This window comes from Marivirga sp. (genome assembly GCF_024636815.1).
GTDB lineage: Bacteria > Bacteroidota > Bacteroidia > Cytophagales > Cyclobacteriaceae > Marivirga.
The window spans coordinates 1-23,609 of sequence record NZ_JAGXGF010000235.1; the positions used below are offsets into that span (position 1 = coordinate 1).

Here is a 23,609-nt window from a genome sequence, read left to right on the forward strand (position 1 = left end):
CAATGATTATAGGAGGTAAAGACTATATTGCTATACCTTCATTTGTGCCCGTTGGTTTTGAGGTGACAGTGTTGCTTTCTGCCCTAGGTATGGTAGGTACTTTCTTTGTGATTAGTAATCTTAAGCCATACGGAAAGCCAAGAATTTATGATATTCGAAGCACCGATGATAAGCATGTAATGGCAATCGACTTAGCTAAGAATAAAAAGTCCACTGATGAGTTAAGTACTATTTTGAAAGATTCAGGTGCTGTGGAAATAAACGAAAAGAAATTTTAAGTTGAATTATCAAATGATGAATACAAATAAAATATTTCAAATCTTATTTTTCGGCTTGGTTACAGTAGTATTTGTTGCATGTAAGCCAGGGAAAGATGATCCAGGAACAGAATATGCTCCGAATATGTATCATGCAATTTCCTATGAGCCTTTGATTCAGATTACCAATAAGGATGCAGGTAATTGGGTATCATCAGATGATGATGGCTATGGAGAATATTTCAGCTCAAATCCTAATAATCCATTTGGTATGAACATGAGAAGACCTGCTGAAAATACTGTTCCTAGAGGTGAGAATGGAATGCTTCCTTACAGACTACCGAAAGATAGCGTGGAACTAGCAGCGAGAATTATGAAAAATCCTTTACCGAATAATGATAAAATATTAGAGGAAGGTAAAGTATTATATACTAAATATTGCACGCACTGTCACGGTGTCAATGGTGGCGGTTCTATGGATGAAACTGCCAAAGTAGGTGCGGTTTATCAAGGTGTGCCATCTTATGCTGCAGGCGCCACTTCTCAATTATCAGAAGGTCATATTTTTCACGTGATTACGCATGGTATAAGAAGAATGGGAGCTCATGGTTCTCAAGTGCAGCAAGAAGACAGATGGAAAATTGTACGTTATGTACAAACTTTACAAAAACAAGATTAATAAAACAGTTTTAAGATAATTTATCATGACTGAAGAAAAATTTGAATTTACTGGAAAAGCAAAAAAGACACTTTCCATTTTAGCGATAGTAGGAGTTGTGTTACTGGCACTAGGTACTTTTTTTGCAAGTTCTAATGGTCATAGTGCTGACGGGGCGCATGCAGAAGAAATGCACGATAGAGCGATTATGGCTCAAGACCTAGAAGATGCTCATGCTACAGAAGATGCTGATCAAGACCATTTTGAAGGTTCTGAACATGATGCAGCTGGTCATGAAGGCGAGCATGCTGGCAATCCTACTTGGTTAAAAAGAATTTATGCTAACCTATGGATCAATAACATGTATTTTGTTGGTCTTGCTTTATTAGGTGTATTCTTTGTGGCTATTCAATATGTTTCTCAAGCAGGTTGGTCTGCCGCGCTAATACGAATACCAATGTCTTTTGGTAATTGGTTGCCAATAGGTGGTATTTTGACTTTGATAATTTTCCTTTTGGGTGGTCATGACATTTTCCACTGGACGCATGAATATTTATATGATGTAAATGACCCACAGTATGATGAAATTATTGCTGGTAAGAGAGGTTATTTGAATACACCTTTCTTCATAGCAAGAATGGTAGTTTATTTTGTAGTGTGGTTCTTGATGTTCCGTTGGATTCGTAAAAAGTCATTAGAAGAAGATTTGAATGGTAGTTCAAACTACTACTACAAATTGAGAGGTATTTCTGCAGGATTTATTGTTTTCTTTGCAGTTACATCTTCTACTTCAGCTTGGGATTGGATTTTATCAATTGACACGCACTGGTTCTCTACTATGTTCGGATGGTATGTATTCGCTTCATGGTGGGTAACGGCCTTAGCTGCAATCACATTGATTACTGTTATTTTGAAAGAGCAAGGATACTTGAAGATTGTTAATACCGGTGTATTGCATGACCTTGGTAAATTCGTTTTTGCATTCTCAATTTTCTGGACTTATATCTGGTTCTCTCAGTTCATGTTGATCTATTATTCAAACATTCCTGAGGAGACAGTTTATTTCATTGAAAGACTTACAAGTGATCATTATAGCATCGTATTTTTTGTTAATCTTATTCTAAACTTTTTCTTTCCCTTCTTGGTTTTCATGCCAAGAGATTCAAAAAGACATACAGTTTTCTTAAAAATCGTTACTATTATCGTTTTAATCGGTCATTGGTTCGATTTTTATTTAATGATTACACCTGGTGTGATGAAAGAAAATGGTGGATTCGGATTACTTGAAATTGGGATGGCAATGATTTTTGGAGTTGCTTTCTTATTTGTAGCCTTAACTGGTTTATCTAAATATTCATTGGTTGCTAAAAACCACCCAATGATAAAAGAAGCAGAACATCACCACGTATTTTAATTTAATTAAGTAACAATAACATATATGTTCAATTTAGCTATAGGTTTAGGAGTAGTACTTTTACTAGCAATTTTGTTCTTGATTTTTAGAATTTCCTCTTTGATAAGTGTTGCAAAGGGAAATACAAATAAGATCGAAACAAGTTCTAATAAAATAAACGGAGCCATGTTTATTGTCTTTTTGGTGGGGACTGGCTTCTTATTTTTCTGGTATTCATTTAAAGAATTCGATAACTATAATTTACCAGTGGCATCGGAACACGGTTCAGAATATGAATTTTTGTTTTGGATAACAATGGCCGTTACAGGAGTTGTATTCGTATTAACTCAATTCTTATTATTTTACTTCTCTTGGAAATATCAATATAAGGAAAATACAAAAGCACTTTTCTATCCAGAAAACAACAAGTTAGAAATTATTTGGACTTTTGTTCCAGCTGTTGTATTGGCTATATTAGTTTTTACTGGTTGGAGAGTTTGGACTGATATCACGGCTCCGGCTCCAGAAAACACTAATAATATAGAAATTATGGGTTATCAGTTTGCTTGGGGTGTTCGTTATCCTGGCCTTGATGGTGAATTAGGCAATACTGACTACAGAGTAATTGAAGCAACCAATAGCTTTGGTATAGACTTCAATGATAAAGCTTCCTACGATGATTTTATTCCTCGTGAAATGCATATTCCTAAAGGCGAACCAGTAACTTTCAATATCAGAGCGAGAGATGTATTACATAGTGTTTTTGCTCCTCACTTCAGATTGAAAATGGATGCAGTTCCAGGTATGCCAACTTCATTTACCTTCACTGCTACAAAAACTACTGAAGAAATGAGAGAGGAATTGAATGACCCGGAGTTCAATTATGAAATAGCTTGTACTGAGGTTTGTGGAAGAGGACACTATTCAATGAAATTAACTTTGATAGTAGATGAGCCTGAAGAATATATGGAATGGTATGCTGAGCAGGAGTCATTCTTGAAAAGGAATCCTGAGTATTTGTCAAAAGTACCAACTGAATTAAAAGAGGTTGCACTTTTGAAAACAGGAATTGAAAACTAAGAGTTAGACTAAAAAAATAAATCATAAAGTTATGTCAACAGCGGCAGAAGTAAATATAGGTCAAGATGTTCAGCATGATGAGCATCATGATCACGAACAAAGCTTTATTTCAAAATATATTTTCACTACCGATCATAAAATGATTGGTAAGCAATTCCTAGTTACCGGTATAATGTGGGGGATAATTGGAGTTGGAATGTCTGTAATTTTCCGATTGCAATTAGGATTTCCTGATATGCAAATGGAATGGTTAAGACCTTTATTAGGTGGATGGATTTCTGAAAGTGGTCAACTAGATCCTGAATTTTACCTTGCTTTAGTTACAATGCATGGTACCATTATGGTATTCTTTGTATTAACAGCTGGTTTAAGTGGTACGTTTAGTAATTACTTAATACCATTACAGGTTGGGGCACGTGATATGGCATCAGGCTTTATGAATATGTTGTCATACTGGTTCTTCTTTATATCTAGTGTGGTAATGATGACTTCAATTTTTATTGAAACTGGCCCCGCTGCTGGTGGATGGGTTGTTTATCCGCCATTAAGTGCATTACCTCAGGCTATTCAAGGATCACAACTAGGTATGACCCTATGGTTGGTTGCAATGGTATTCTTTATTGTTTCAATGTTATTAGGTGGTATTAACTACATCACTACAGTAATTAACTTGAGAACTGAAGGAATGTCATTCTCTAGATTGCCATTAACGATCTGGTCATTCTTCTTAACTGCTGTTATTGGGTTACTATCATTCCCGGTTTTATTTGCAGCAGCTTTATTATTAGTTTTTGATAGAAGTTTTGGTACTTCATTCTACTTATCTGATATCTACATTGGCGGGGAGGCCTTGCCAAATATGGGAGGTAGCCCTATTTTATATCAGCATTTGTTCTGGTTCTTGGGTCACCCAGAAGTATATATTGTATTGCTGCCTGCTTTAGGTATCACATCAGAAGTAATTGCAACCAACTCTAGAAAGCCAATATTTGGTTATAGAGCGATGATTGGTTCTATGTTAGGTATTACAGTTCTGTCTTTCGTTGTGTGGGCTCACCACATGTTCGTTTCAGGATTGAATCCTTTCTTAGGTTCAGTTTTCATGTTCTTAACCTTAATTATCGCTATTCCTTCGGCAGTTAAAGTATTTAATTACCTAACTACCCTTTGGAAAGGTAATATCATTTTTACACCAGCCACATTGTTTTCAATTGGTTTGGTATCATTCTTTATTTCAGGTGGTTTAACTGGTATTTTCTTAGGAAACTCTGTTATTGATATTCAATTGCACGATACATATTTTGTGGTTGCTCACTTCCACTTGGTAATGGGTAGTTTATCAGTCTTTGGATTGTTAGCAGGTGTTTATCACTGGTTCCCTAAGATGTTCGGAAGAATGATGGACGAGAAATTAGGTCATATTCACTTCTGGATGACTTTCATCGGTGTTTATATGATTTTCTTCCCAATGCACTACATTGGTATTGCAGGTTTCCCAAGAAGATATTATTCATGGACCAACTTTGATGCTTTCAGTGCTTATACTGACTTGAATATGTTTGTATCTATTGCTGCTTTCGTAACCGTTGCAGCACAGTTCTTATTCTTGTTTAATTTCTTCTATTCAATGTATAGAGGAAAGAAAGCACCTCAAAACCCATGGAGATCAAATACTTTAGAGTGGACTGCTCCAATTATACCAGAACACGGTAATTGGCCTGGAGAAATTCCTAAAGTGTACAGATGGCCTTATGATTACAGTAAGCCAGGTGCTAAGGAGGATTTCATTCCACAGCATATTCCATTATCTCAAACTCCTGAGTCTAACTTAGAGCATGAGGTTGAATTAGCGAAAAAAGAAGTTGTTGGAAAAACAGCTGATGCAAAATCAAACACATAATAAATCATTTATAATAAGCAGCTATTACCGTAAACTAGTAACTGTTACGGTAGTAGCTGTTTATCTTTTAATACTTGCAGGAGGTATTGTAAGAAGTACTGGCTCTGGTATGGGATGTCCTGATTGGCCTAAATGTTTCGGTCAATGGGTTCCACCAACTTCAGCAGAAGAATTGCCTGAAGATTATCAAGACTTTTATGCTGAATACAGACATCAAAAGAATATAAAATTTGCCAAATATTTAGATGTTTTTGGCTATTCTGAGATTGGAAAAGCAATTTTGGAAGATGAATCAATAAAAGAAGAAGCAGCTTTTAATGCTTCAAAAACCTGGACAGAATATGTGAATAGGCTTTTAGGTGCTCTTGTTGGCTTTCTAATTATATTATGTGTAGCTGGTTCAATAAAACACATAAAGGATTCAAAGACAGTATTTTTATTAGCTTTTGCCTCTTTGATATTGGTTTTGATTCAAGGATGGATTGGTTCTGTTGTGGTATCTACTAATTTGCTCTCATGGCTGATTACTGTTCATATGGTTTTAGCCTTGGTAATTTTAGCGGTATTGACAGCTTTGTATTTTGTAGTGAATCGCAAAACAGAGAAAAAGATTTTGATGATAAAAGAGCATAAAACGCTTACCTACGTTTTGGTAATCGCTATGCTAATGATACTTGTTCAAATTATTTTAGGCACTCAAGTTAGAGAGTCCTTAGATATAGTGGCTAGTAGGTTAGGAGAGGCTTTAAGGGGAAGTTGGATTGAGGGTCTTGGAATTGAATTTTACATCCATCGCTCTTTTTCTATAGCGATTGCAATTATTCATATTTATCTTTTGTTCAAATTGTATTCGATAAAAGACAAAATGAGTAGCATTTTTAGAAATGTTAAAATGTTAATGACTTTCATCATTATAGAAATTTTATCAGGAACCATTATGGCATATTTCGCAATACCATTTTGGGCTCAACCAATTCATTTGGTTTTAGGTAGTATGATTTTTGGAACACAATTTTATATATTTTTGCAAGTAGTTTACACTACTCAAAAGACTAATAAAAAGGAGTATGCAATATCCTAATTCACAAAATTTATCCATCACAGACTTAGTTTTAAGTTATGCGAGGAATCTATTCATATTATTGAAGCCTAGGTTAAGCTTTTTAGTAGCTTTTTCTTCAGCTTTCGGCTATGTATTAGGTTTTAGCGGAAGTGGGATAAACTATGGGGTTCTTGCTTTCCTTTCTCTAGGTGGATTTTTAGTTTCTGGTTCTGCTGTTACAATTAATCAAATCTTAGAAATTGAGTTAGATAAAAAAATGGACAGAACTAAAAATCGTCCATTACCAACAGGTAGAATATCAATTCAAGAGGCTACAATTTATGCTATTATCACAGGTCTTGCTGGTTTAGGTTTGCTATTAATTTTTACTAATATCTTAACTACAATTCTTTCTTTAGTATCCTTGATTCTATATAGTTTTGTATATACTCCTCTAAAAAGAGTAGGACCAATAGCTGTTTTTGCAGGTGCTATTCCTGGTGCTTTGCCTCCTTTATTGGGATGGGTAGCTGCCACCAATGGCTTTAGTATTGAGGCATGGATCATTTTTGGAATTCAATTTATTTGGCAATTCCCACATTTCTGGGCAATTGCATGGGTAGCGGATGAAGATTATAAAAAGGCAGGCTTTAAATTATTGCCTTCAGGTGGTAAGAAAGATTTGAATACAGCAATTCAGATCATGATTTATACATTATTCCTCATTCCTTTGGGTTTATTGCCTACTTTATTTGGAATAACTGGAATTTATTCAGCATTAGTAGCCACTATTTGTGGTGTGCTTTTCTTAAGTCAGACATTCTATTTAATGAAAGAATGCAGTAAAGAAGCAGCTTTGAAAATAATGTTCGGTTCTTTTTTATACTTACCTATAGTACAGGTAGCTTATCTATTAGATAAAAATTAATTATGGAAACTTCTTTAAATAAAGAACAACAATTACAACCGAGTATCAAAATACTATCAATGCATCCTTTAAAGTTTGCATTATGGCTTTTTATTGTTTCGGTTGTGATGATTTTTGCTGCACTTACTAGTGCTTATATAGTGCGTCAATCTGAGGGGAATTGGTTGATTTTTGAACTGCCGAATATCTTCTTATATAATACTATTATTTTGGTAGCTAGTAGTGTAACCATGCATTTGGCTTATTTGGCTGCTAAAAAAGATAATTTTAAAAATCTTAAGCTATTCATGATATTGACGGCAGTTTTATCAGTAGCTTTTTTTATTGGGCAATATGAAGCTTGGGGAGCATTAGTAGATAGAGATGTTTACTTTGTAGGGAATCCTTCTGGCTCCTTTTTATATGTAATTTCAGGATTACATGCATTTCATTTGGTTTCTGGGCTGATATTTATATTAATTATGTTATTTTCGGCTTTTAAAAATAAGGTTCACTCTAAAAATATGGTGAAAATGGAAATGTGTACAACATATTGGCACTTTTTAGATGGACTTTGGGTATATTTATTTATATTTTTGTTGTTAAATCATTAATCCTATATTGAACAGTTAAATCTATGGCAACTATTGTAGAAATTGATACTACTACTAACAGCAGATGGGGAGGTGGAGTAGCCCCGATGAATGTTAGTTATGGAAAACTGATGATGTGGTTTTTCCTTTTATCGGATGCATTTTCATTTTCGGCTTTATTAATAACTTATGGTCTAATTCGCTATTCACATCCTGCTTATCAAGGAGCTGTATCTGAATTTGAATTCAGCACAGAATATTGGCCAATTCCAGAAATGGTTTTCGAGGCACTACCGTTCTTGCACGGAGTTCATGCACCATTGATTTTCGTGGGTATCATGACGTTTATCTTGATTTTAAGTAGTGTTACCATGGTTTTAGCTGTTGAGGCTGGTCATAGAATGGATCGCAAAGCAGTTATCAAATGGATGCTTTGGACTATTATAGGCGGATTAACTTTCTTAGCTTGTCAAGCATGGGAGTGGAGTCACTTCATTCATGGAACTGCTGAAGGTACTGTTAATGCGATAGGAGAGACTATCTACGGGGCGAATCTTACCGAAAATCAATATGGTCCGCCATTGTTTGCTTCCTTATTCTTCTTTATTACTGGCTTCCACGGCTTCCACGTATTCAGTGGGGTGGTGATTAACTTTATTGTATTTTTTAACGCTGTAGTTGGTACTTATGATAAAAGAGGTCATTACGAAATGGTTGAAAAAACTGGACTTTATTGGCACTTTGTTGATCTAGTTTGGGTATTCGTATTTACACTTTTTTACTTGATTTAACTTTATTTAAATAGAGCCTATTAGGCAATTAAATGAGTATATTTTATGTCTATTTGATATTGGTTAAATAGCTAGAATTTGCGAAATTAATTTAAAGAATCCACAAAAGATATGTCACACGAAGAAACTAATAACATTCAGGTAATTCCTGAAGACAAGGAAAAAACCAAGAAAATTTGGAAGGTAGCGGCTATTTTGGCTATTGTGACCATTATAGAGTTTATATTCGCTTTTACTTTACCTAGAGGTATCATTCTGGTATCTATTTTCTTAGGTTTAACAGTTGTTAAAGCTTTTTATATAGTTGCAGAATTCATGCACTTAAAGCATGAACAAAAAGCTTTAATATGGTCCATCATGATTCCTACTATACTGATTTTATGGCTAGTAGTAGCTTTGATGGTAGAGGGTACCGCCATCTTTAACATCCGAAACTAATTCAATTCATTTGAAATTTTAACTAAATCAGGCTGGTCTCAATCAGCCTGATTTTTTTGTTTATGAAGAGATCAAAAATTATAATTCTAACAATCACACTCAGTTTCCCCGTAATTCTTTATTTGTTTTTACGTTCTTACGGCCAAAATGAGTTTGCATTACCTGTGTTTTTTGAGAACGAAGAAAAAGTGTATTGTAAAGATTCAAGTGTGACAAAAAGTGATGTTAAGCTAATTGATTTGAATCAAAAAGATTTTATTAAGCTACCGGAGGTTTATACAGCAGATTTTAAAGTGATTCATTTCCCAAATGCTCAAGATTCTGAAATTCAAACTTTAAAGAATGAATTAAATAGGATTCTCAATACGTTTGGTGATTTATCTATCAATATTTTAAGTTTTCAGCCAATTGTAACTGAAAAAGTTGATCAGTTGAGCACCGAATTATTTTTACCTGATGCTAGAACAAAATCTATTCTTTATCCCAAAGAACAGAAGGATAACCTTATTAATTGTATCTACGCATTTCCTACAGAAGATTGGGAAGGGAAGCATCCTGCTGAGGAAACCATAGCGGTTGATCATACTTTAGTTTTATTGGATAATGAAAATAAAATTAGAGGCTATTATGATGGCTATGAAACAAAAGAAGTTGACAGATTGATATTAGAGATAAGAGTTTTATTAAGTAATAGATAAATGGAATCAGTAAACGGTAAACAAAAATCATATATTAAATTAATTTGGGTTTTATCTATTGCAATTCCTGTAGTAGTTGCAATTCTTATATTCGCACCCGAAAAAATAAAAGGTGCTGGCGATTGGGTTTATATTCTACCACATCTGAATGCTACCTTTAATTCTATCACAACTGTTGTTTTATTATTAGGATTATATTTTATTAAGCAAAAAAACATCAAAGCTCATAAGAGTATGATGTCTATTGCTTTTATGCTTGGTTCTCTTTTTTTAGTGAGTTATGTCATTTATCATTCTACGGCTGATTCAACTATTTATGGAGATTTAAACGGTAATGGAGTTTTGGATGATTTTGAAAAAAGTAAAGAAATAATGCGGTGGAGAGGCTTGTATGTTGGTATTTTATTACCTCATATAATTTTAGCAGCTGTGGTTGTTCCTTTTGTTCTTTTTGCTTTCTATTATGCATTAACTGATAAGATTGAGAAGCATAAAAAAATTGTCAAGTGGACATTTCCTATTTGGTTGATTGTTTCCATTACGGGAGTTGTGGTTTATCTGATGATTAGTCCATATTATCTGAATTAATCAGAACTCATTATTATTTTTTTGGGTTCTATTTAAAAATAAATTAAATGAAAAAGCTTCTATTTTTACTGGTTTCTTTCCTATTCATTAATTTAGGTGATATTGCAGCTCAATGTGCTATGTGCAGGGCTACTGTGGAAAACAATGTAAATAATGGAGAGATAGGAATTGCTAGTACATTGAACATCGGTATTTTGTACTTATTTGCTGCTCCTTATCTGGTTGCTATGGTAATCGGAATTTTGTGGTATAGAAACAGTAAAAAGCAAAATAAAAAGATTAATATTAAAGAAATCCTTTCTAGAAAGCAGAATTCTTAAAGTCCTCTTATTAAATCCTTTATTTTAATCTATTTCAAGTTAATTTTTTAAACTCCAGTATGATTATTGCTATATTGATGCTTTAAAAATTCATCAATTATTTGTGAAGAAATTTTCCATTTATATTCTTTTATCCATCTTAGTGGTATTAATAATATCTCTAAGAAGTTATTATCATTTTAAGGAAATAGATAGGGAGAACTTCATTTCTAAAACACAAAGTAAACTCAATTATGAGCTTCAAAAGGTTGAAGACGATAAAGGAGAGTGGTTAAAGTATTTCTCTCAAAATAATTCTTTGGATTTTGAATCTTTGAATAAGATCAAAAGCACTTACCCGTTTTTTATTTTTAAAAATACATCACTAGTTTATTGGTCAGATGAACATTATGCACCGGAATCCAAAAAATACCGAAAAGAAGATTGGCATTTTATAAGCAAGCAATCTGGTCAATATCTTGAATACTCCATAAAATCTAAAAGTGGAGACATTAATTTAGTCTCTGTGATTCCTCTTTTTGAATATTATGATGTCAATAATGAGTATATCCAGTCAAGATATAATACTGAAATTTTACCTCCTTCAGGTATCAATCTTCATCAAACCGAAACAGAGAAATCCTATACTTTAAATGATTTAGATGGAAATCCAATTTTCTATATTTCTTTAGCAGATGATTTTGAAAGCTATTATAAAGAACTGCATTATATTATCATCTTTTTAGAATTAATTTTAGCTATTACATTAATATATTTATTATGGATTTTTAGCAGTTCCAGAAAAAATATATTCATTAAAATAGCGTCATTCATAATTGGTGTTTCAGCCTTATGGGGAATGATGGAACTTTTTGACTTCCCGTTTCATACGAAAGATTTGAAGCTCTTTGATCCTAAATTTTTTGCATCTTCAGATTTTAACCCTTCTCTTGGCTACCTCATTATTAATTGTGTGTTGTTTTTCATTATTGGATATTTTTCAATTAGACGGGTTTCAAAATACATTTGGAAAATAGCTAAAAGAAGAAACTTTATTGGTTTGGGTGTCAATTTACTTTCTTACCTGGCAACCATCGGTATTTTCTATTTTATTTATTTGATTTATATCCATTCTAACTGGGGTCTAGACAGTACGTTGTCAATAGAATTCAGCATATTTCAAATATTGTCCTTTGGCATCGTCTTGCTGTTCGGATTTTTGCTATTTGAGGTTTTTAAACTCACTCATTTATTTAATTCTAGGCAAAATGTAAATGCTGTTCGTTTTATAGTAATTCAATTCTTTTGCTTCGGGATTTTTTCATTCTTTGCCTTCTTCTTTGACTATTCAATATTTTGGATAGGGGCAACCGTTCTTACTTTAAATACAGTCATTTACTTTGCAAATCTTGGGAACGCGCTTGAAAACATCAATTTCCTTAGTTTCATCTACTTATTTTTATTGATTACGGCTATTTCAATTATCAATGCCATTTCTGTTCAGTACATGGAAAAACAAAGTGAAGCCAGGCAGAGAAATATTCTTGCGGATAGAATAATTAACGGAAATGATGTACTCGCGGAATATATGTTGGTGCAATTGGATGAAAGTTTACAGAAAGACGAATATATAAAGAGGCAATTTCTAATGCCTTTAACTCCATATAAGACAATTGTCGATAAAATAGAAAAGTATTATCTGAATGATTATTTTGATAAATATGAAAAGTCTGTAAAAATCTTTGATGCGGAAGGAAACACTATTTATCCTAGTGGGACTTTGCCTATGTCTTCTTCCTATCCTATCCATCAAATGAATGAAAGAAATAAGAGAGGAGATATTAAATTGTATTTAGTAGGTAATACAGAAGGAAATCAATTACAGCGGAAATATATTTATGTATTTGAAATTAAACATTATGATTTTGTATTTGCTAAAATAGTATTGGAGTTCAAACCTAAAAAAATTAGACCTGATAATGTATTTCCTGAGTTATTGGTAAAAAATAGAAATATTCCCACTTTTCTTGAGGTACCTTATGATTACGCCCTTTATAAAAATGACACTTTATCATACAGTGTGGGTGATTTGAATTTTCCTGATGTTGTGAAAAACGATATCAAAAATGATGAGCAATTGCTTAAAATTCAGGCTGATGGTAATTATAAATTCAATGTGGTAGTTGATAATGATGAAAAATTGATTTTTAGTCAAAAGAGTAATTTCTGGTATCGCTTTTTCTCCAACACATCATTTTTCTTTATTCTTTGCTTTATTTTGGTATTCATAGCATCGGCTATCCAGTTTTTAAAAATTTATTGGAAAACGAGAACCATAGGCTTAAGTGCTAAGATTCAACTCTATTTTTCTCTTGCTTTTTTAATTCCTCTTTTATCAGTAAGTATCTCTACAATTGGGTTTGTGAATGCCACTTTTCTAGAAGATATAGTTTCCAAATATGAAGAAAATACCAATAGAGTAGCTAGTCAATTAGTGCCTTTACTCATGAAATATGAAAATGGAATCGTAGATAAGGCAAATTTAAGCAATGAGATCTCTACTATTACCAAGATAATTAATGCAGACATAAACCTCTATGATTTAAATGGTCAATTATTTCTAACCAGTCAGCCTCAGGTTTTTGAAAAGAATTTATTGTCTTACAAAATTAACCCACAAGCTTATGCTTCAATTTATAAGAATGGGCAGAAAACCATTACACTGGAGGAACGAGTTGGAAATCTGAATTATCAATCTGCCTATGTTGGAATCCGCTCTTTTAATTCTGGTGAATTATTAGCAATCTTGGGGAGTCCTTTTTTTAAATCCAATAAAGAATATGATCTGCTTTTGACAGATTTATTAAATAACGTCTTCAATATTTTTGTCGGCTCATTTATCATATTCATATTTCTGGCCTACACCGCCACTAACATTTTAACTTCTCCATTAAATTTACTGAAGCAGAAACTGTCACAAGTAAATTTGTCTGCTGAAAATAAACCGATAAGCTGGCAAGTGGATGATGAAATTGGCTTACTTATTAAGGAATATAACCAAATGCTTCTCAAATTGGAGAAAAGTAGACTGGCGCTGAGTAAAACAGAGAAGGAATCTGCTTGGCGTGAAATGGCGCAACAAGTGGCGCACGAAATTAAAAATCCGCTTACGCCTATGAAGCTTTCTTTGCAACATTTACAAATGAAGATTCAGAGATCTGATAATCCAATGCCTGAAGCTTCAGCAAAAATTGATAGCATTTTGTCTCAAATTGAAAATCTAAGTGATATTGCAACTTCCTTTTCCTCTTTCGCTAAAATGCCAATTCCTGAAAATGAAAAGATTTGTATCAGTGAGATATTGAAAAAAGTAGTTGATTTTTTCAGGGCGGAAAATGTAGAAATAAATCTGGAAATGCCTCAGGAAGATATTTATGCGTTTGCAGATCCAAAAATCATGGAGAGGACTTTTAATAATATGGTATTGAATGCATTACAAAGTGGGGAGGAAAAGATAAAAGTCAATATTAAAATTGAATTGATAGATGATAATGTTAAAATATCAATTCAAGATAATGGAATGGGTATTCCTGAAGACAATTATAACAAAGTATTTTTACCTAACTTTACAACAAAATCTAGCGGTTCAGGAATTGGGTTAGCAATTGCCAAAAGAGGAATTGAGCATGCAGGTGGTGAAATTTGGTTTGAATCTGAGCCAAATAATGGGACAACCTTTTATATTGAATTAAAAAGACTGGAGTAGTTTTGAAGTGGGCAAGGAAATCTATTTTTTTAGTAGTATTGGGCTTTTTTATTAGTCCAGTGCTTTTAAATGCCCAAAATCACTGTTTACAAACACCTTATTCAGCTATTTCATTGCCCGATTCCGTTTTAATAATTTCTGCTTCCATAGAAGTTGAAAATCAATTCGGAGAAATAATACTGCATGAACTATCAGAGGGATTTCTGAAATTTAATAAAACAGATTCAAAGGATATACTATTAGTCTGCTTTAATTATATACCTAAAAATCAGCCAATTGTCTCCACTTCTGTACCCGAACATTATTTTGATAGTACCGCCCGATTTACCAATAAAATTCATGCTGAAAATATAACCTCAAAATCTACTCAGGAATTACTGGGTTTAGGAGGTATAGAAATTTCAGGTGCTTTTATGCGATCCGTTTCAGCAGGAGGTCAACAATCTGCTATGATGCATTCTGTTATGGACTTAACCATTTCTGGAAATATTTCTGAGGACTTGAAGCTTCAAGCTAGAATGACTGATCAGCAAATGCCATTTGAACCTGAAGGTAATACTCAACGATTGCAAGATTTTGATAGAGTTAATGTGCAGTTGATTAATGAAAATTGGGGATTAGAAGCGGGTGATTTAAATATCCAGTCCAGCAATCAGCTTAATTTTTTGAGATATAACCGACAAGTGCAAGGCTTGGGTATTTCATCTTCAATACTTTCATTTGATTCTTCTCAATCCAATACTCAACTGGTGACTTCCTTTGCTAGAAGTAAAACTGGAGTGCAAAATATTGAGCCTTTAGAAGGGGTTTTAGGACCTTACAGGATTGAAGGACCACAGAACGAGCCCTTTATTTTCATCATGGCGGGTTCTGAAAAAGTATTTTTAGATGGAGAACAATTGCAAAGAGGTTTGGAAAATGATTATGTGATAGATTATAATTCCGCAGAAATAATTTTTAATTCGAATATTTATATTTCAAAATATAGTGTAATTCAAATTGAATTCGAATATTCGGACAGACAATATAATCGAAATGTAACAACGCTTAAGCACGAACAATCGATTGGAAATTTAGAATTGAATATTGGCTATTTTCAACAAGCTGATAAGCCTGATAATCAAATTCAAGACTTGAGTCAGTCTGATCTAGATGAACTCTCTTCTTTAAGTGGAAATTCGCGCTATGCTGAAATTCCTTCTATCGATAGTTTAGGATTTGCCCCTGATAAAACAAGGTATGCTAAAGTAGATACGGTTTTGAATGGAAAGACATTTCATATTTTCAAGTCATCAAAAAATCCTGAAACCGCTCATTATCAATTGAATTTTACCATGGTAGGGGAGAATAGCGGAAATTATAGAATTGCCAATTCAGCAGAAAATGGAGTGGTTTATGAATGGGTAGCACCAATTGATGGAATGCCTCAAGGCAATTATGAGCCAATTAAAAAAATGGCTTTACCGCAGAATCAACAAGTGATCAATATTGGGTTAAACTATCAACTCAAGGATAAATCAGATATTAGCTTTGAATATGCCGGTTCCGAATTTGTAAGTAACCGATTTAATAAAAGTAATACTCAATTAAAAGGAAATGCTCTGGCACTTGGATTCAAATCATCTCCTAAGATTATCAACTTCATGAAGAATGCTAATATCAATTACTTTATTAAATATGAATACTTAGATTCTGCCTTTGCACCTGTTCAGCCATTCCGTAATATGGATTTTAACAGAAATTGGGGTATGGATGAATCTGCTGTTTTTCAAGCAGGTGAAGAGCATTTAGTAAATCTAGGAACCACTATCAAGACTGATAATCAAGTTTTACGTTATGATTTGGCTCTTAGAAATAAAGAGAACAAGGGGAATGGTTATCAGCATAATATAAATTTTCAGAATGAAGGAGATTTAAGAATTAGTATAGATGGATTTTTGATGGAAAGTAAAAATGATGATTTCAATACTGATTGGAAAAAGGCTGTAGTCGATTTTAAATTTGCTAAATACAAATTAATGCCTGGTTATAGCTTTAGAACCCAACAACACCAAATTCGAAATAAAGGAGAGTTAAGCGGTAGCTTCCAATATTTTGATAGCCATCAGTTTTATATCAATAAAGAAGATTCAGGGAAATGGAATTTCAGTTTGTCGCATGAATTTCGCTCAGATAAAAAACCTTTTGAAGGGACAATGACTGAATTGGAGGATGCTCAGAATACACAGCTAAAATCCACTTTTAATTTAGGGGAGACTAATAGGCTTTCTATGAATATTTTAAGAAGAAGCATCCAACAAAAATTTGATTCTTCACAAGATGAGCAATATTTTCAAGGTGGGCTGAACTGGCAATCTTCTTTTTGGGATGGAAATATCATTCAAAACTTGAATTTTCAAACGGGAACGGGTAGAGTTTTACAAAGAAGCTACTTTTTCATGGAGGTAGCGCGTGGATTAGGTACATACTCTTATTCCGATTTGAATGAAAATGGAGAGCAGGAACTTAATGAGTTTTTTGAGGATGAAACAGATTATGGAGATAGAAATTATGTAAAAGTATTGACCATGGGCGATGATTACCAAACGGCTTTTATCAATAATTTACAATATCAATTGCGATGGAAAATGCCTGGTAGTTGGGCTAAATCCCAAAATTTGCTTCAATACCTAGGGAAACTGTCGGGTAATTTCAATGCAAATCTAGATACAAAAAATACCTTTGAAAAATGGTCTGATAGAATTTCACCTTTTAATACACAAGATAATGAAAATATACTCTCCTCAAGAAATATGTGGAAATCTACCTTCTTTTATAATAGAGGTGGAGATGCATTCTTAGAATCAGGTTGGTCACAGTCCAATAGGAAACAATTACTTTTGGATGGGTTTGAAGGAATGGATAGAAAGAATTTTCATTTATCAGGAACACTGAACGCTTTCAATGATTGGAATTTTAATACACTTTATAAATCCTCGCAAAATATTTCCTATTCCGATAGAGTAGAAGAAAGAGATTATCAATTCAGTACTACCGCTATAATTCCTAAAATAATATGGCAAGGAAGTAAAAATATAAGGCTTAGTTTAGCTTATAAAAATGAAAATAAATGGAGTCCTAATGAAGCTATTGGAGGTGAGGTAATGGTAAATTCATTAGAACTGTCTAATAAATTAATCCAAGCTCAAAATGGCATTTTGGAATCAAAGTTTAGCTATGTGAGTGTTATTTCAGATCTGGGAGATGATCAGAGTCCATTGGCCTATGAAATGTTTGAAGGGCTTAGAGCAGGTGATAACTATGTTTGGAATCTATCTCTAAGACGAAAAATAATTGGTGATTTAAATCTAATCATACAGTATATCGGCAGAAAAAGCCAAGCACAAAAAACAATTCATAACGGCAGCGTTCAATTAACTGCCTTATTCTAATTACTAATAAACCCCACACCCATCACCCAACATCCTTCAACCTACAATATTCAATTTCCCTCTTTGGGGATTTCAAGGCTGCAACTCCCCCCTTTGGGGGCTAGGGGGCTCCTAAAGCGTTTTCCTTAGCTTCTTCATAAACTTACTAGCAAAAATAAAGTCTTCCAGATCCTCTTGACCAGAAGTCAAAATATTATCAGAATTTCCTTCCCATACTTTTTTTCCCCTTGCCAGGTACATAATGTATTCTCCTACTCCCATAACTGAATTCATATCATGAGTTACCATAATGGTCGTCACATTAAGCTCATGCGTGATTTCTTGAATTAATTCGTCAATTAGAAGAGAAGTCCTCGGGTCAAGTCCTGAATTAGGTTCATCGCAGAATAAATAATTGATATCATTTACAATTGCTCTGGCAATACCAACCCTTTTTTTCTGTCCACCACTTATTTCAGCTGGCATTTTTTTATTGATATTTTCCAATCCAACTCGGCTCAATACATTGTTGACGCGATCAAGCTTTTCGTCTTTCTTCATATCAGTTAGCAAGTCCAAAGGAAACATCACATTTTCTTCTATGTTTTTGGAATCAAATAATGCGCCTCCCTGAAAAAGCATACCGATTTCTCTTCTCATTTGAGCTTTTTCTTCTTTATCAGCTTTTAAAAAGGATCTTCCATCGTAAAGGACTTCCCCTTCTTCAGGAGTAATTAAGCCCACTATACATTTCAATAAAACACTTTTCCCTGTTCCACTGGCCCCGATTATCAGATTGGTAATACCTCTTTCAAACTTCCCCGAAATATCATCCAAAATTTGAGTTCCATCAAAGGACTTAGATATATTATTAATTTCTATCATCTCTTAGTTTAATAATAATTCTGCTAAAATATAATCAGCCAAAAGAACTGCAATACAACTTTTCGTAACAGCACTAGTGCTGGACTTACCTACCTCCAAAGCACCACCAGTAGTGAAGAAACCTTGATAAGCAGAGATTGAAGCAATTAAAAATGCAAATACTACTGATTTGATAAGTGCAAACTGAATGGTAAATGGATTAAAATCAATTCTTATTCCGTAAACATATTCAGTTTCTGTCAATATGCCCGTCATGGTTCCGGCTATATATCCTCCATATAAAGCAAGAAAACCAGCTATTACTACTAATAAAGGATACATAATCATAGCTGCTATGATTTTTGGAAGAACCAAATAAGAAGACGCATTGACCCCCATAACTTCTAAAGCATCAATTTGCTCAGTTATTCTCATGGTCCCTAAACCACTTGCAATACTAGATCCCACTTTACCAGCTATAACTATGGCTGTAATGGTAGGTGCTAACTCCAACACCACCATTTCTCTAGTCACCTGAGCTACTACATAATTTTGAATTAGTGGGCTTACTAAATTATAGGCAGTTTGAACTGTAGTTACAGCTCCCATAAAGGTTGATGTAATAGCTACAATTAAAATGGAATTCCACCCTATGGAAATACATTCATTTATGGTAAGTTTGAAATAGGATGAAAAGGACTCTCGCCTCACAAACATACTTCCCAAAAATATAAAATAGGCGCCTATAGACTTCATAAGGTTGTTGTTTCTTGAATCTTCAAATTTAAAGTTAGCACGAAATTTTTCTTTATTATAAAAGTTATTTCAATTCTTTAATGATAATTGGATTTTAAGATTATACTCATGATTACTTTAATCCAATACGCTAATGAATTTTGTAAGTTTGTAGAACTACAAGATTATTGTTTAGTTTCGTATTTTCAAACCAAAGATAACTCAAATTAGAAATGAATAAATTTATAGTAATTACTGGAGGTACAAAAGGTATCGGAAGAGCTTTGGTACTTCGTTTTGCTGAAAATGGTTTTAATATCATCACTTGCGCTAGAAATGAAGTTGATTTAGAAGTCTTAAAAGAAGAAATAGAAAAATCACATAGTACTAAAGTGTACATAAAAGCTGCAGATTTGTCAAAAAGAGAAGAGGTAGCTGCTTTTGCAGATTTTGTTTTGAAAACTACACCTAAGGTAGATGTATTAGTGAATAATACTGGGGTTTTCATTCCAGGTAGTATTCAAGATGAACCTGAAGGGAATTTGGAAATGATGATGAATACAAATTTATTTTCAGCTTATCATCTTACTAGAGCATTATTGCCTTCTATACTACCACATAAAAAGGGACATATATTTTCTATGAGTAGCATTGCTGGAATTACAGCCTATGCAAGCGGTGGTTCCTACAGTATCACAAAATATGCTATGCAAGGGTTTACTAAATGCTTGAGAGAAGAATTGAAAGAAGAAGGTATTAAAGTAACCGCTATCCTTCCTGGTGCAACATTTACGGCCAGTTGGGAAGGGGTAGATTTGCCTCATGAAAGATTTATGAAAGCAGAGGATGTTGCTGAATCAGTTTGGTCAGCTTATTCGTTATCAGAGAGAACTGTAGTAGAAGAAATCGTACTTAGACCTCAATTAGGAGATATATAACCCATGAACGAGAGAATATTTTTATCAGCCCCCCATATGGGTGGAGACGAAATCAAATTTATACAACATGCTTTTGATGAAAATTGGATAGCTCCTTTAGGACCAAATGTAAATGGCTTTGAAACAGATATTCAGGAGTATAATAATATTCCTTATGCTGCTGCCTTAAGTTCGGGTACTGCTGCAATTCATTTAGCATTGATTTTAATAGGAGTAAAAAATGATGATGTGGTTATGGCATCAAGTTTTACGTTTTCCGCAACAATTAATCCTATAGTTTACCAGCAGGCTGAACCAGTTTTAATTGACAGCGAGAAGGAAACTTGGAATATGGATCCTGAACTTTTAGAAAAATCTATTAAAGATTATATAGCAAAAGGGAAGAAACCAAAAGCAATTATCTTTGTCCATTTATATGGTATGCCAGGAAAAATAGAGGAAGTAAAGGCTATTTCAGAAAAATATGAAATCCCATTGATTGAAGATGCTGCTGAGGCCTTAGGCTCTAAATTAAATGGTCGACCTTTAGGAACTTTTGGTGATTTTGGCGTTTATTCATTTAATGGAAATAAAATAATCACAACCTCAGGTGGTGGTGCTCTCGTATCAAAAAGGAAAGATTGGATTGATAAATCACGGTTTTTAGCAACTCAAGCTCGAGATGCAGCCCCTTATTATCAACATTCCGAAATCGGCTATAATTACAGAATGAGTAACATTGCTGCAGGAATTGGGAGAGGTCAGATGAAAGTATTGGATAAATGGGTGGGACATAGAAGAGCAAATCACGATTTCTATGAAAAAGAACTTGATTCAGTAGGCTTCGATTTTTTATCAGAGCCAAAAGGCGCTTTTAGTAATCGATGGTTAACCTGTGTCTTATTCAATGAGAAGTTGACTAAAAAACCTGAAGAATTAAGACAAGAACTAGAAAAATTTAATATCGAAACCAGACCCTTATGGAAGCCAATGCACTTACAGCCTATCTTTAATAACTGTAAAGCCTATTTATCAGGGGTATCTGAAAATTTATTTCAAAAAGGACTTTGTCTTCCTTCAAGTTCATCTTTAACGGACGAACAAAAAGGGATGGTTATCAAAAAAATAAGCACCTTTTTAAAATAAAAGCTTAAATTATTATAAGAAAATATTAAATAGGTTATATTTGTATTGCAATGATTAAGAAAATTAACGATATCAGCTTTCTACCTAGGTGGATTATTCTTGTAATCGACTTAGTATTGTTGATGTCTGCAATTTTGTTTGCATACTTATTAAGATTTAACTTTAATATAGAGGAAGTTTTAGCTTTTAAATTTACTGAAGGCCTAGTTCTTTTCTCAATATGTCATCTGTTAGCGATATTCCTGACTCAAAGTTATGCAGGCATTATTCGATATACCTCCATTGAAGATGGACTAAGAATTTCTTACACTACCTTTATTGGCACTGTATTAATAGCAATAGTAAGTTATCTTAATTTTTGGTATACAGGTAGCGTAATTATCCCACTTTCGGTTTTGATTATCAGCTTTATTTTGGCTGTAGTTATCCTATTTTCTTACCGTGTTTTAGTAAAAAACCTCTTTGCATACTATCGTGATGCAGTTCGACATAGAAAAAATGTAATGATTTTTGGTGCTGGCCAATATGGAATTATTACAAAGCAAGTGATCGATGCTGACCCTAATGCTAGAATGCGAGTGATTGGGTTTGTAGATGATGATCTCAAGAAAGTAGGTAAAGTTCTTAATGGTGCACCAATTTATGATGCAGGTTATAATTTAGATGATATTTTAGAAAAATACCGTGTTCATGAAATTGTAATAGCTATAGCGAATCTTTCAATTGAGCGCAAAAATGAATTAGTTGATTACTGTTTAAAAGCCCATGTAAAAGTTAGAACTGTACCTTCTCCTGATAAATGGATAAATGGTGAATTAAGCATGAACCAAATCAAAGAGGTTCGTATCGAAGATTTACTGGGTCGAGAGTCTATTAAACTGAAAAATCCTAAAGTAGCGGAGGATATAGAAGGAAAAACAGTTTTGATCACGGGTGCTGCTGGATCAATAGGTTCTGAAATTGCCAAGCAAATTCTAAAAGTAAAACCTAACAAACTTATTTTACTCGATCAGGCAGAATCTTTCTTATATGCAATTGATATTGAGCTTACAAATTTAGATCTAGATAAAGAAGTAGAAATTATTCCTGTTATAATGGACGTGGCCAATAAAAGAAGGCTAGAGATTATTTTTGATAAATACCGACCACATGTAGTATATCATGCAGCAGCCTATAAACATGTGCCTCTAATGGAAATGCATCCTTTTGAGGCAGTGGCTACCAACGTTTTTGGTACCAAAAATCTTGCGGACCTTTCTGTTCAATATGATGTCAAGAAATTTGTAATGGTTTCCACCGATAAGGCCGTGAATCCAACAAATGTAATGGGAGCAACCAAAAGATTGGCTGAAATTTATGTACAGTCTTTAAATGATTCCAAATCAGAAGAAGTCAAAAATAATACTCAATTTATCACTACCCGTTTTGGAAATGTATTAGGCTCTAATGGCTCTGTTATTCCATTATTTAAAAAGCAAATTGAAAAAGGTGGACCTATAACTGTTACTCATCCTGATGTAACCCGTTATTTCATGACTATTCCTGAAGCTTGTCAATTAGTAATTGAAGCTGGAATTATGGGGTTTGGTGGAGAAATATTTGTTTTCGATATGGGTAGGTCCATTAAAATAATTGATCTGGCCAAGAAAATGATTCAATTATCAGGTTATGAAGTTGATGTTGATATTAAGATTGTATTTACAGGACTTCGTGAAGGTGAAAAATTATTCGAGGAATTGTTAAGCGATAAAGAAACTACTTTGCCTACCCATCATGAAAAGATTCTAATTGCCAAAACGGAAAGAATGGGGCATAAAGACATCATTAAGGAATTGCAAAAACTTAATGATTTAATGAGTGATGAAAATGAATTAGGTATGATCATGCAAATGAAAAATATTCTACCTGAATTTGTAAGTCATGCCTCTCGTTTCGAAGCCCTGGATGAAGAAATCGCCAGCGAAAGAAAACGAAAATGGAGCATCACCCGAAAAATTAGCTAGTAACCTGAGTTCGATTCTAATTTAGGATTCAGAACGCCTGTAAATAGTGAGTTTCAACTAAAAATTCTGAAGCAATAGCGGGCTATTGTAAGGAATTTTTAGGAAGAAAATCGCTGTTTAGAGG

The 23,609-nt window shown here is 33.6% G+C and carries 20 protein-coding genes; 18 read left to right on the plus strand and 2 right to left on the minus strand.

Features of this window, described 5'->3' with window-relative positions:
• From Q0L29_RS16915 to Q0L29_RS16985, 15 genes are all read left to right on the plus strand, one after another.
• Positions 1-278 (plus strand): DUF3341 domain-containing protein (locus tag Q0L29_RS16915; protein ID WP_296623573.1); only part of this gene is annotated, 278 nt, incomplete at its 5' end.
• Positions 279-291: 13 nt separating this feature from the next.
• On the plus strand, positions 292-936 hold the full coding sequence (locus Q0L29_RS16920) for a cytochrome c (protein ID WP_296623574.1): 645 nt from the start codon (positions 292-294) through the stop codon (positions 934-936).
• Positions 937-961: 25 nt separating this feature from the next.
• The gene (locus tag Q0L29_RS16925) at positions 962-2,329 is read left to right on the plus strand and encodes a quinol:cytochrome C oxidoreductase (RefSeq protein ID WP_296623576.1); all 1,368 of its coding nucleotides are present in this window, start codon (positions 962-964) and stop codon (positions 2,327-2,329) included.
• A gap of 24 nt (positions 2,330-2,353) precedes the next feature.
• The gene (locus tag Q0L29_RS16930; protein ID WP_296623578.1) at positions 2,354-3,388 is read left to right on the plus strand and encodes a cytochrome c oxidase subunit II; all 1,035 of its coding nucleotides are present in this window, start codon (positions 2,354-2,356) and stop codon (positions 3,386-3,388) included.
• A 31-nt stretch (positions 3,389-3,419) separates the two neighbouring features.
• Positions 3,420-5,288, plus strand: a complete 1,869-nt coding sequence (locus Q0L29_RS16935; protein WP_296623580.1) for a cbb3-type cytochrome c oxidase subunit I — start codon at positions 3,420-3,422, stop codon at positions 5,286-5,288.
• Positions 5,269-6,369: a heme A synthase gene (locus Q0L29_RS16940; RefSeq protein ID WP_296623582.1), complete on the plus strand. Its 1,101-nt coding sequence runs from the start codon at positions 5,269-5,271 to the stop codon at positions 6,367-6,369. Before Q0L29_RS16935 ends, Q0L29_RS16940 begins: the two co-directional genes overlap by 20 nt.
• Positions 6,356-7,258: a heme o synthase gene (gene cyoE, locus Q0L29_RS16945; RefSeq protein WP_296623584.1), complete on the plus strand. Its 903-nt coding sequence runs from the start codon at positions 6,356-6,358 to the stop codon at positions 7,256-7,258. Before Q0L29_RS16940 ends, cyoE begins: the two co-directional genes overlap by 14 nt.
• Before the next feature lie 2 nt (positions 7,259-7,260).
• Entirely contained in the window at positions 7,261-7,851 is a 591-nt protein-coding gene (locus Q0L29_RS16950) for a cytochrome c oxidase subunit 3 (protein ID WP_296623589.1), read from the plus strand.
• A 23-nt stretch (positions 7,852-7,874) separates the two neighbouring features.
• On the plus strand, positions 7,875-8,621 hold the full coding sequence (locus Q0L29_RS16955; RefSeq protein WP_296623591.1) for a cytochrome c oxidase subunit 3: 747 nt from the start codon (positions 7,875-7,877) through the stop codon (positions 8,619-8,621).
• Positions 8,622-8,732: 111 nt separating this feature from the next.
• Entirely contained in the window at positions 8,733-9,059 is a 327-nt protein-coding gene (locus Q0L29_RS16960) for a cytochrome C oxidase subunit IV family protein (RefSeq protein WP_296623593.1), read from the plus strand.
• A gap of 62 nt (positions 9,060-9,121) precedes the next feature.
• On the plus strand, positions 9,122-9,757 hold the full coding sequence (locus tag Q0L29_RS16965; protein WP_296623595.1) for a hypothetical protein: 636 nt from the start codon (positions 9,122-9,124) through the stop codon (positions 9,755-9,757).
• Positions 9,758-10,345 carry a DUF420 domain-containing protein gene (locus Q0L29_RS16970; protein ID WP_296623597.1) on the plus strand — a complete coding sequence of 196 codons (588 nt, stop codon included), beginning with the start codon at positions 9,758-9,760 and terminating at the stop codon, positions 10,343-10,345. It begins immediately after the preceding gene.
• Positions 10,346-10,392: 47 nt separating this feature from the next.
• Positions 10,393-10,665, plus strand: coding sequence for a hypothetical protein (locus tag Q0L29_RS16975; protein ID WP_296623599.1), 273 nt, complete (start codon positions 10,393-10,395; stop codon positions 10,663-10,665).
• A 103-nt stretch (positions 10,666-10,768) separates the two neighbouring features.
• Positions 10,769-14,410 (plus strand): HAMP domain-containing sensor histidine kinase, encoded by a 3,642-nt coding sequence (locus Q0L29_RS16980; RefSeq protein WP_296623601.1) that lies wholly within the window; start codon positions 10,769-10,771, stop codon positions 14,408-14,410.
• Between the two features lie 2 nt (positions 14,411-14,412).
• On the plus strand, positions 14,413-17,841 hold the full coding sequence (locus Q0L29_RS16985; protein WP_296623603.1) for a hypothetical protein: 3,429 nt from the start codon (positions 14,413-14,415) through the stop codon (positions 17,839-17,841).
• 111 nt (positions 17,842-17,952) lie between these two features.
• Here Q0L29_RS16985 and Q0L29_RS16990 read toward each other — a convergent pair whose 3' ends face one another.
• Together Q0L29_RS16990 and Q0L29_RS16995 are read right to left on the minus strand one after the other, a co-directional pair.
• Positions 17,953-18,705 carry an ABC transporter ATP-binding protein gene (locus tag Q0L29_RS16990; protein WP_296623605.1) on the minus strand — a complete coding sequence of 251 codons (753 nt, stop codon included), beginning with the start codon at positions 18,703-18,705 and terminating at the stop codon, positions 17,953-17,955.
• A gap of 3 nt (positions 18,706-18,708) precedes the next feature.
• Positions 18,709-19,440: an ABC transporter permease gene (locus Q0L29_RS16995; protein WP_296623607.1), complete on the minus strand. Its 732-nt coding sequence runs from the start codon at positions 19,438-19,440 to the stop codon at positions 18,709-18,711.
• Positions 19,441-19,652: 212 nt separating this feature from the next.
• On the opposite strand from Q0L29_RS16995, the gene Q0L29_RS17000 reads away from it, so the two are divergent.
• The 3 genes from Q0L29_RS17000 to Q0L29_RS17010 are packed head-to-tail and all read left to right on the plus strand — an operon-like array spanning position 19,653 to position 23,485.
• Positions 19,653-20,357 (plus strand): SDR family oxidoreductase, encoded by a 705-nt coding sequence (locus Q0L29_RS17000; protein WP_296623609.1) that lies wholly within the window; start codon positions 19,653-19,655, stop codon positions 20,355-20,357.
• 3 nt (positions 20,358-20,360) lie between these two features.
• Positions 20,361-21,482 (plus strand): aminotransferase class I/II-fold pyridoxal phosphate-dependent enzyme, encoded by a 1,122-nt coding sequence (locus tag Q0L29_RS17005; protein WP_296623610.1) that lies wholly within the window; start codon positions 20,361-20,363, stop codon positions 21,480-21,482.
• A 50-nt stretch (positions 21,483-21,532) separates the two neighbouring features.
• Positions 21,533-23,485, plus strand: a complete 1,953-nt coding sequence (locus tag Q0L29_RS17010; protein ID WP_296623612.1) for a nucleoside-diphosphate sugar epimerase/dehydratase — start codon at positions 21,533-21,535, stop codon at positions 23,483-23,485.
• Positions 23,486-23,609 lie beyond the last annotated feature (124 nt).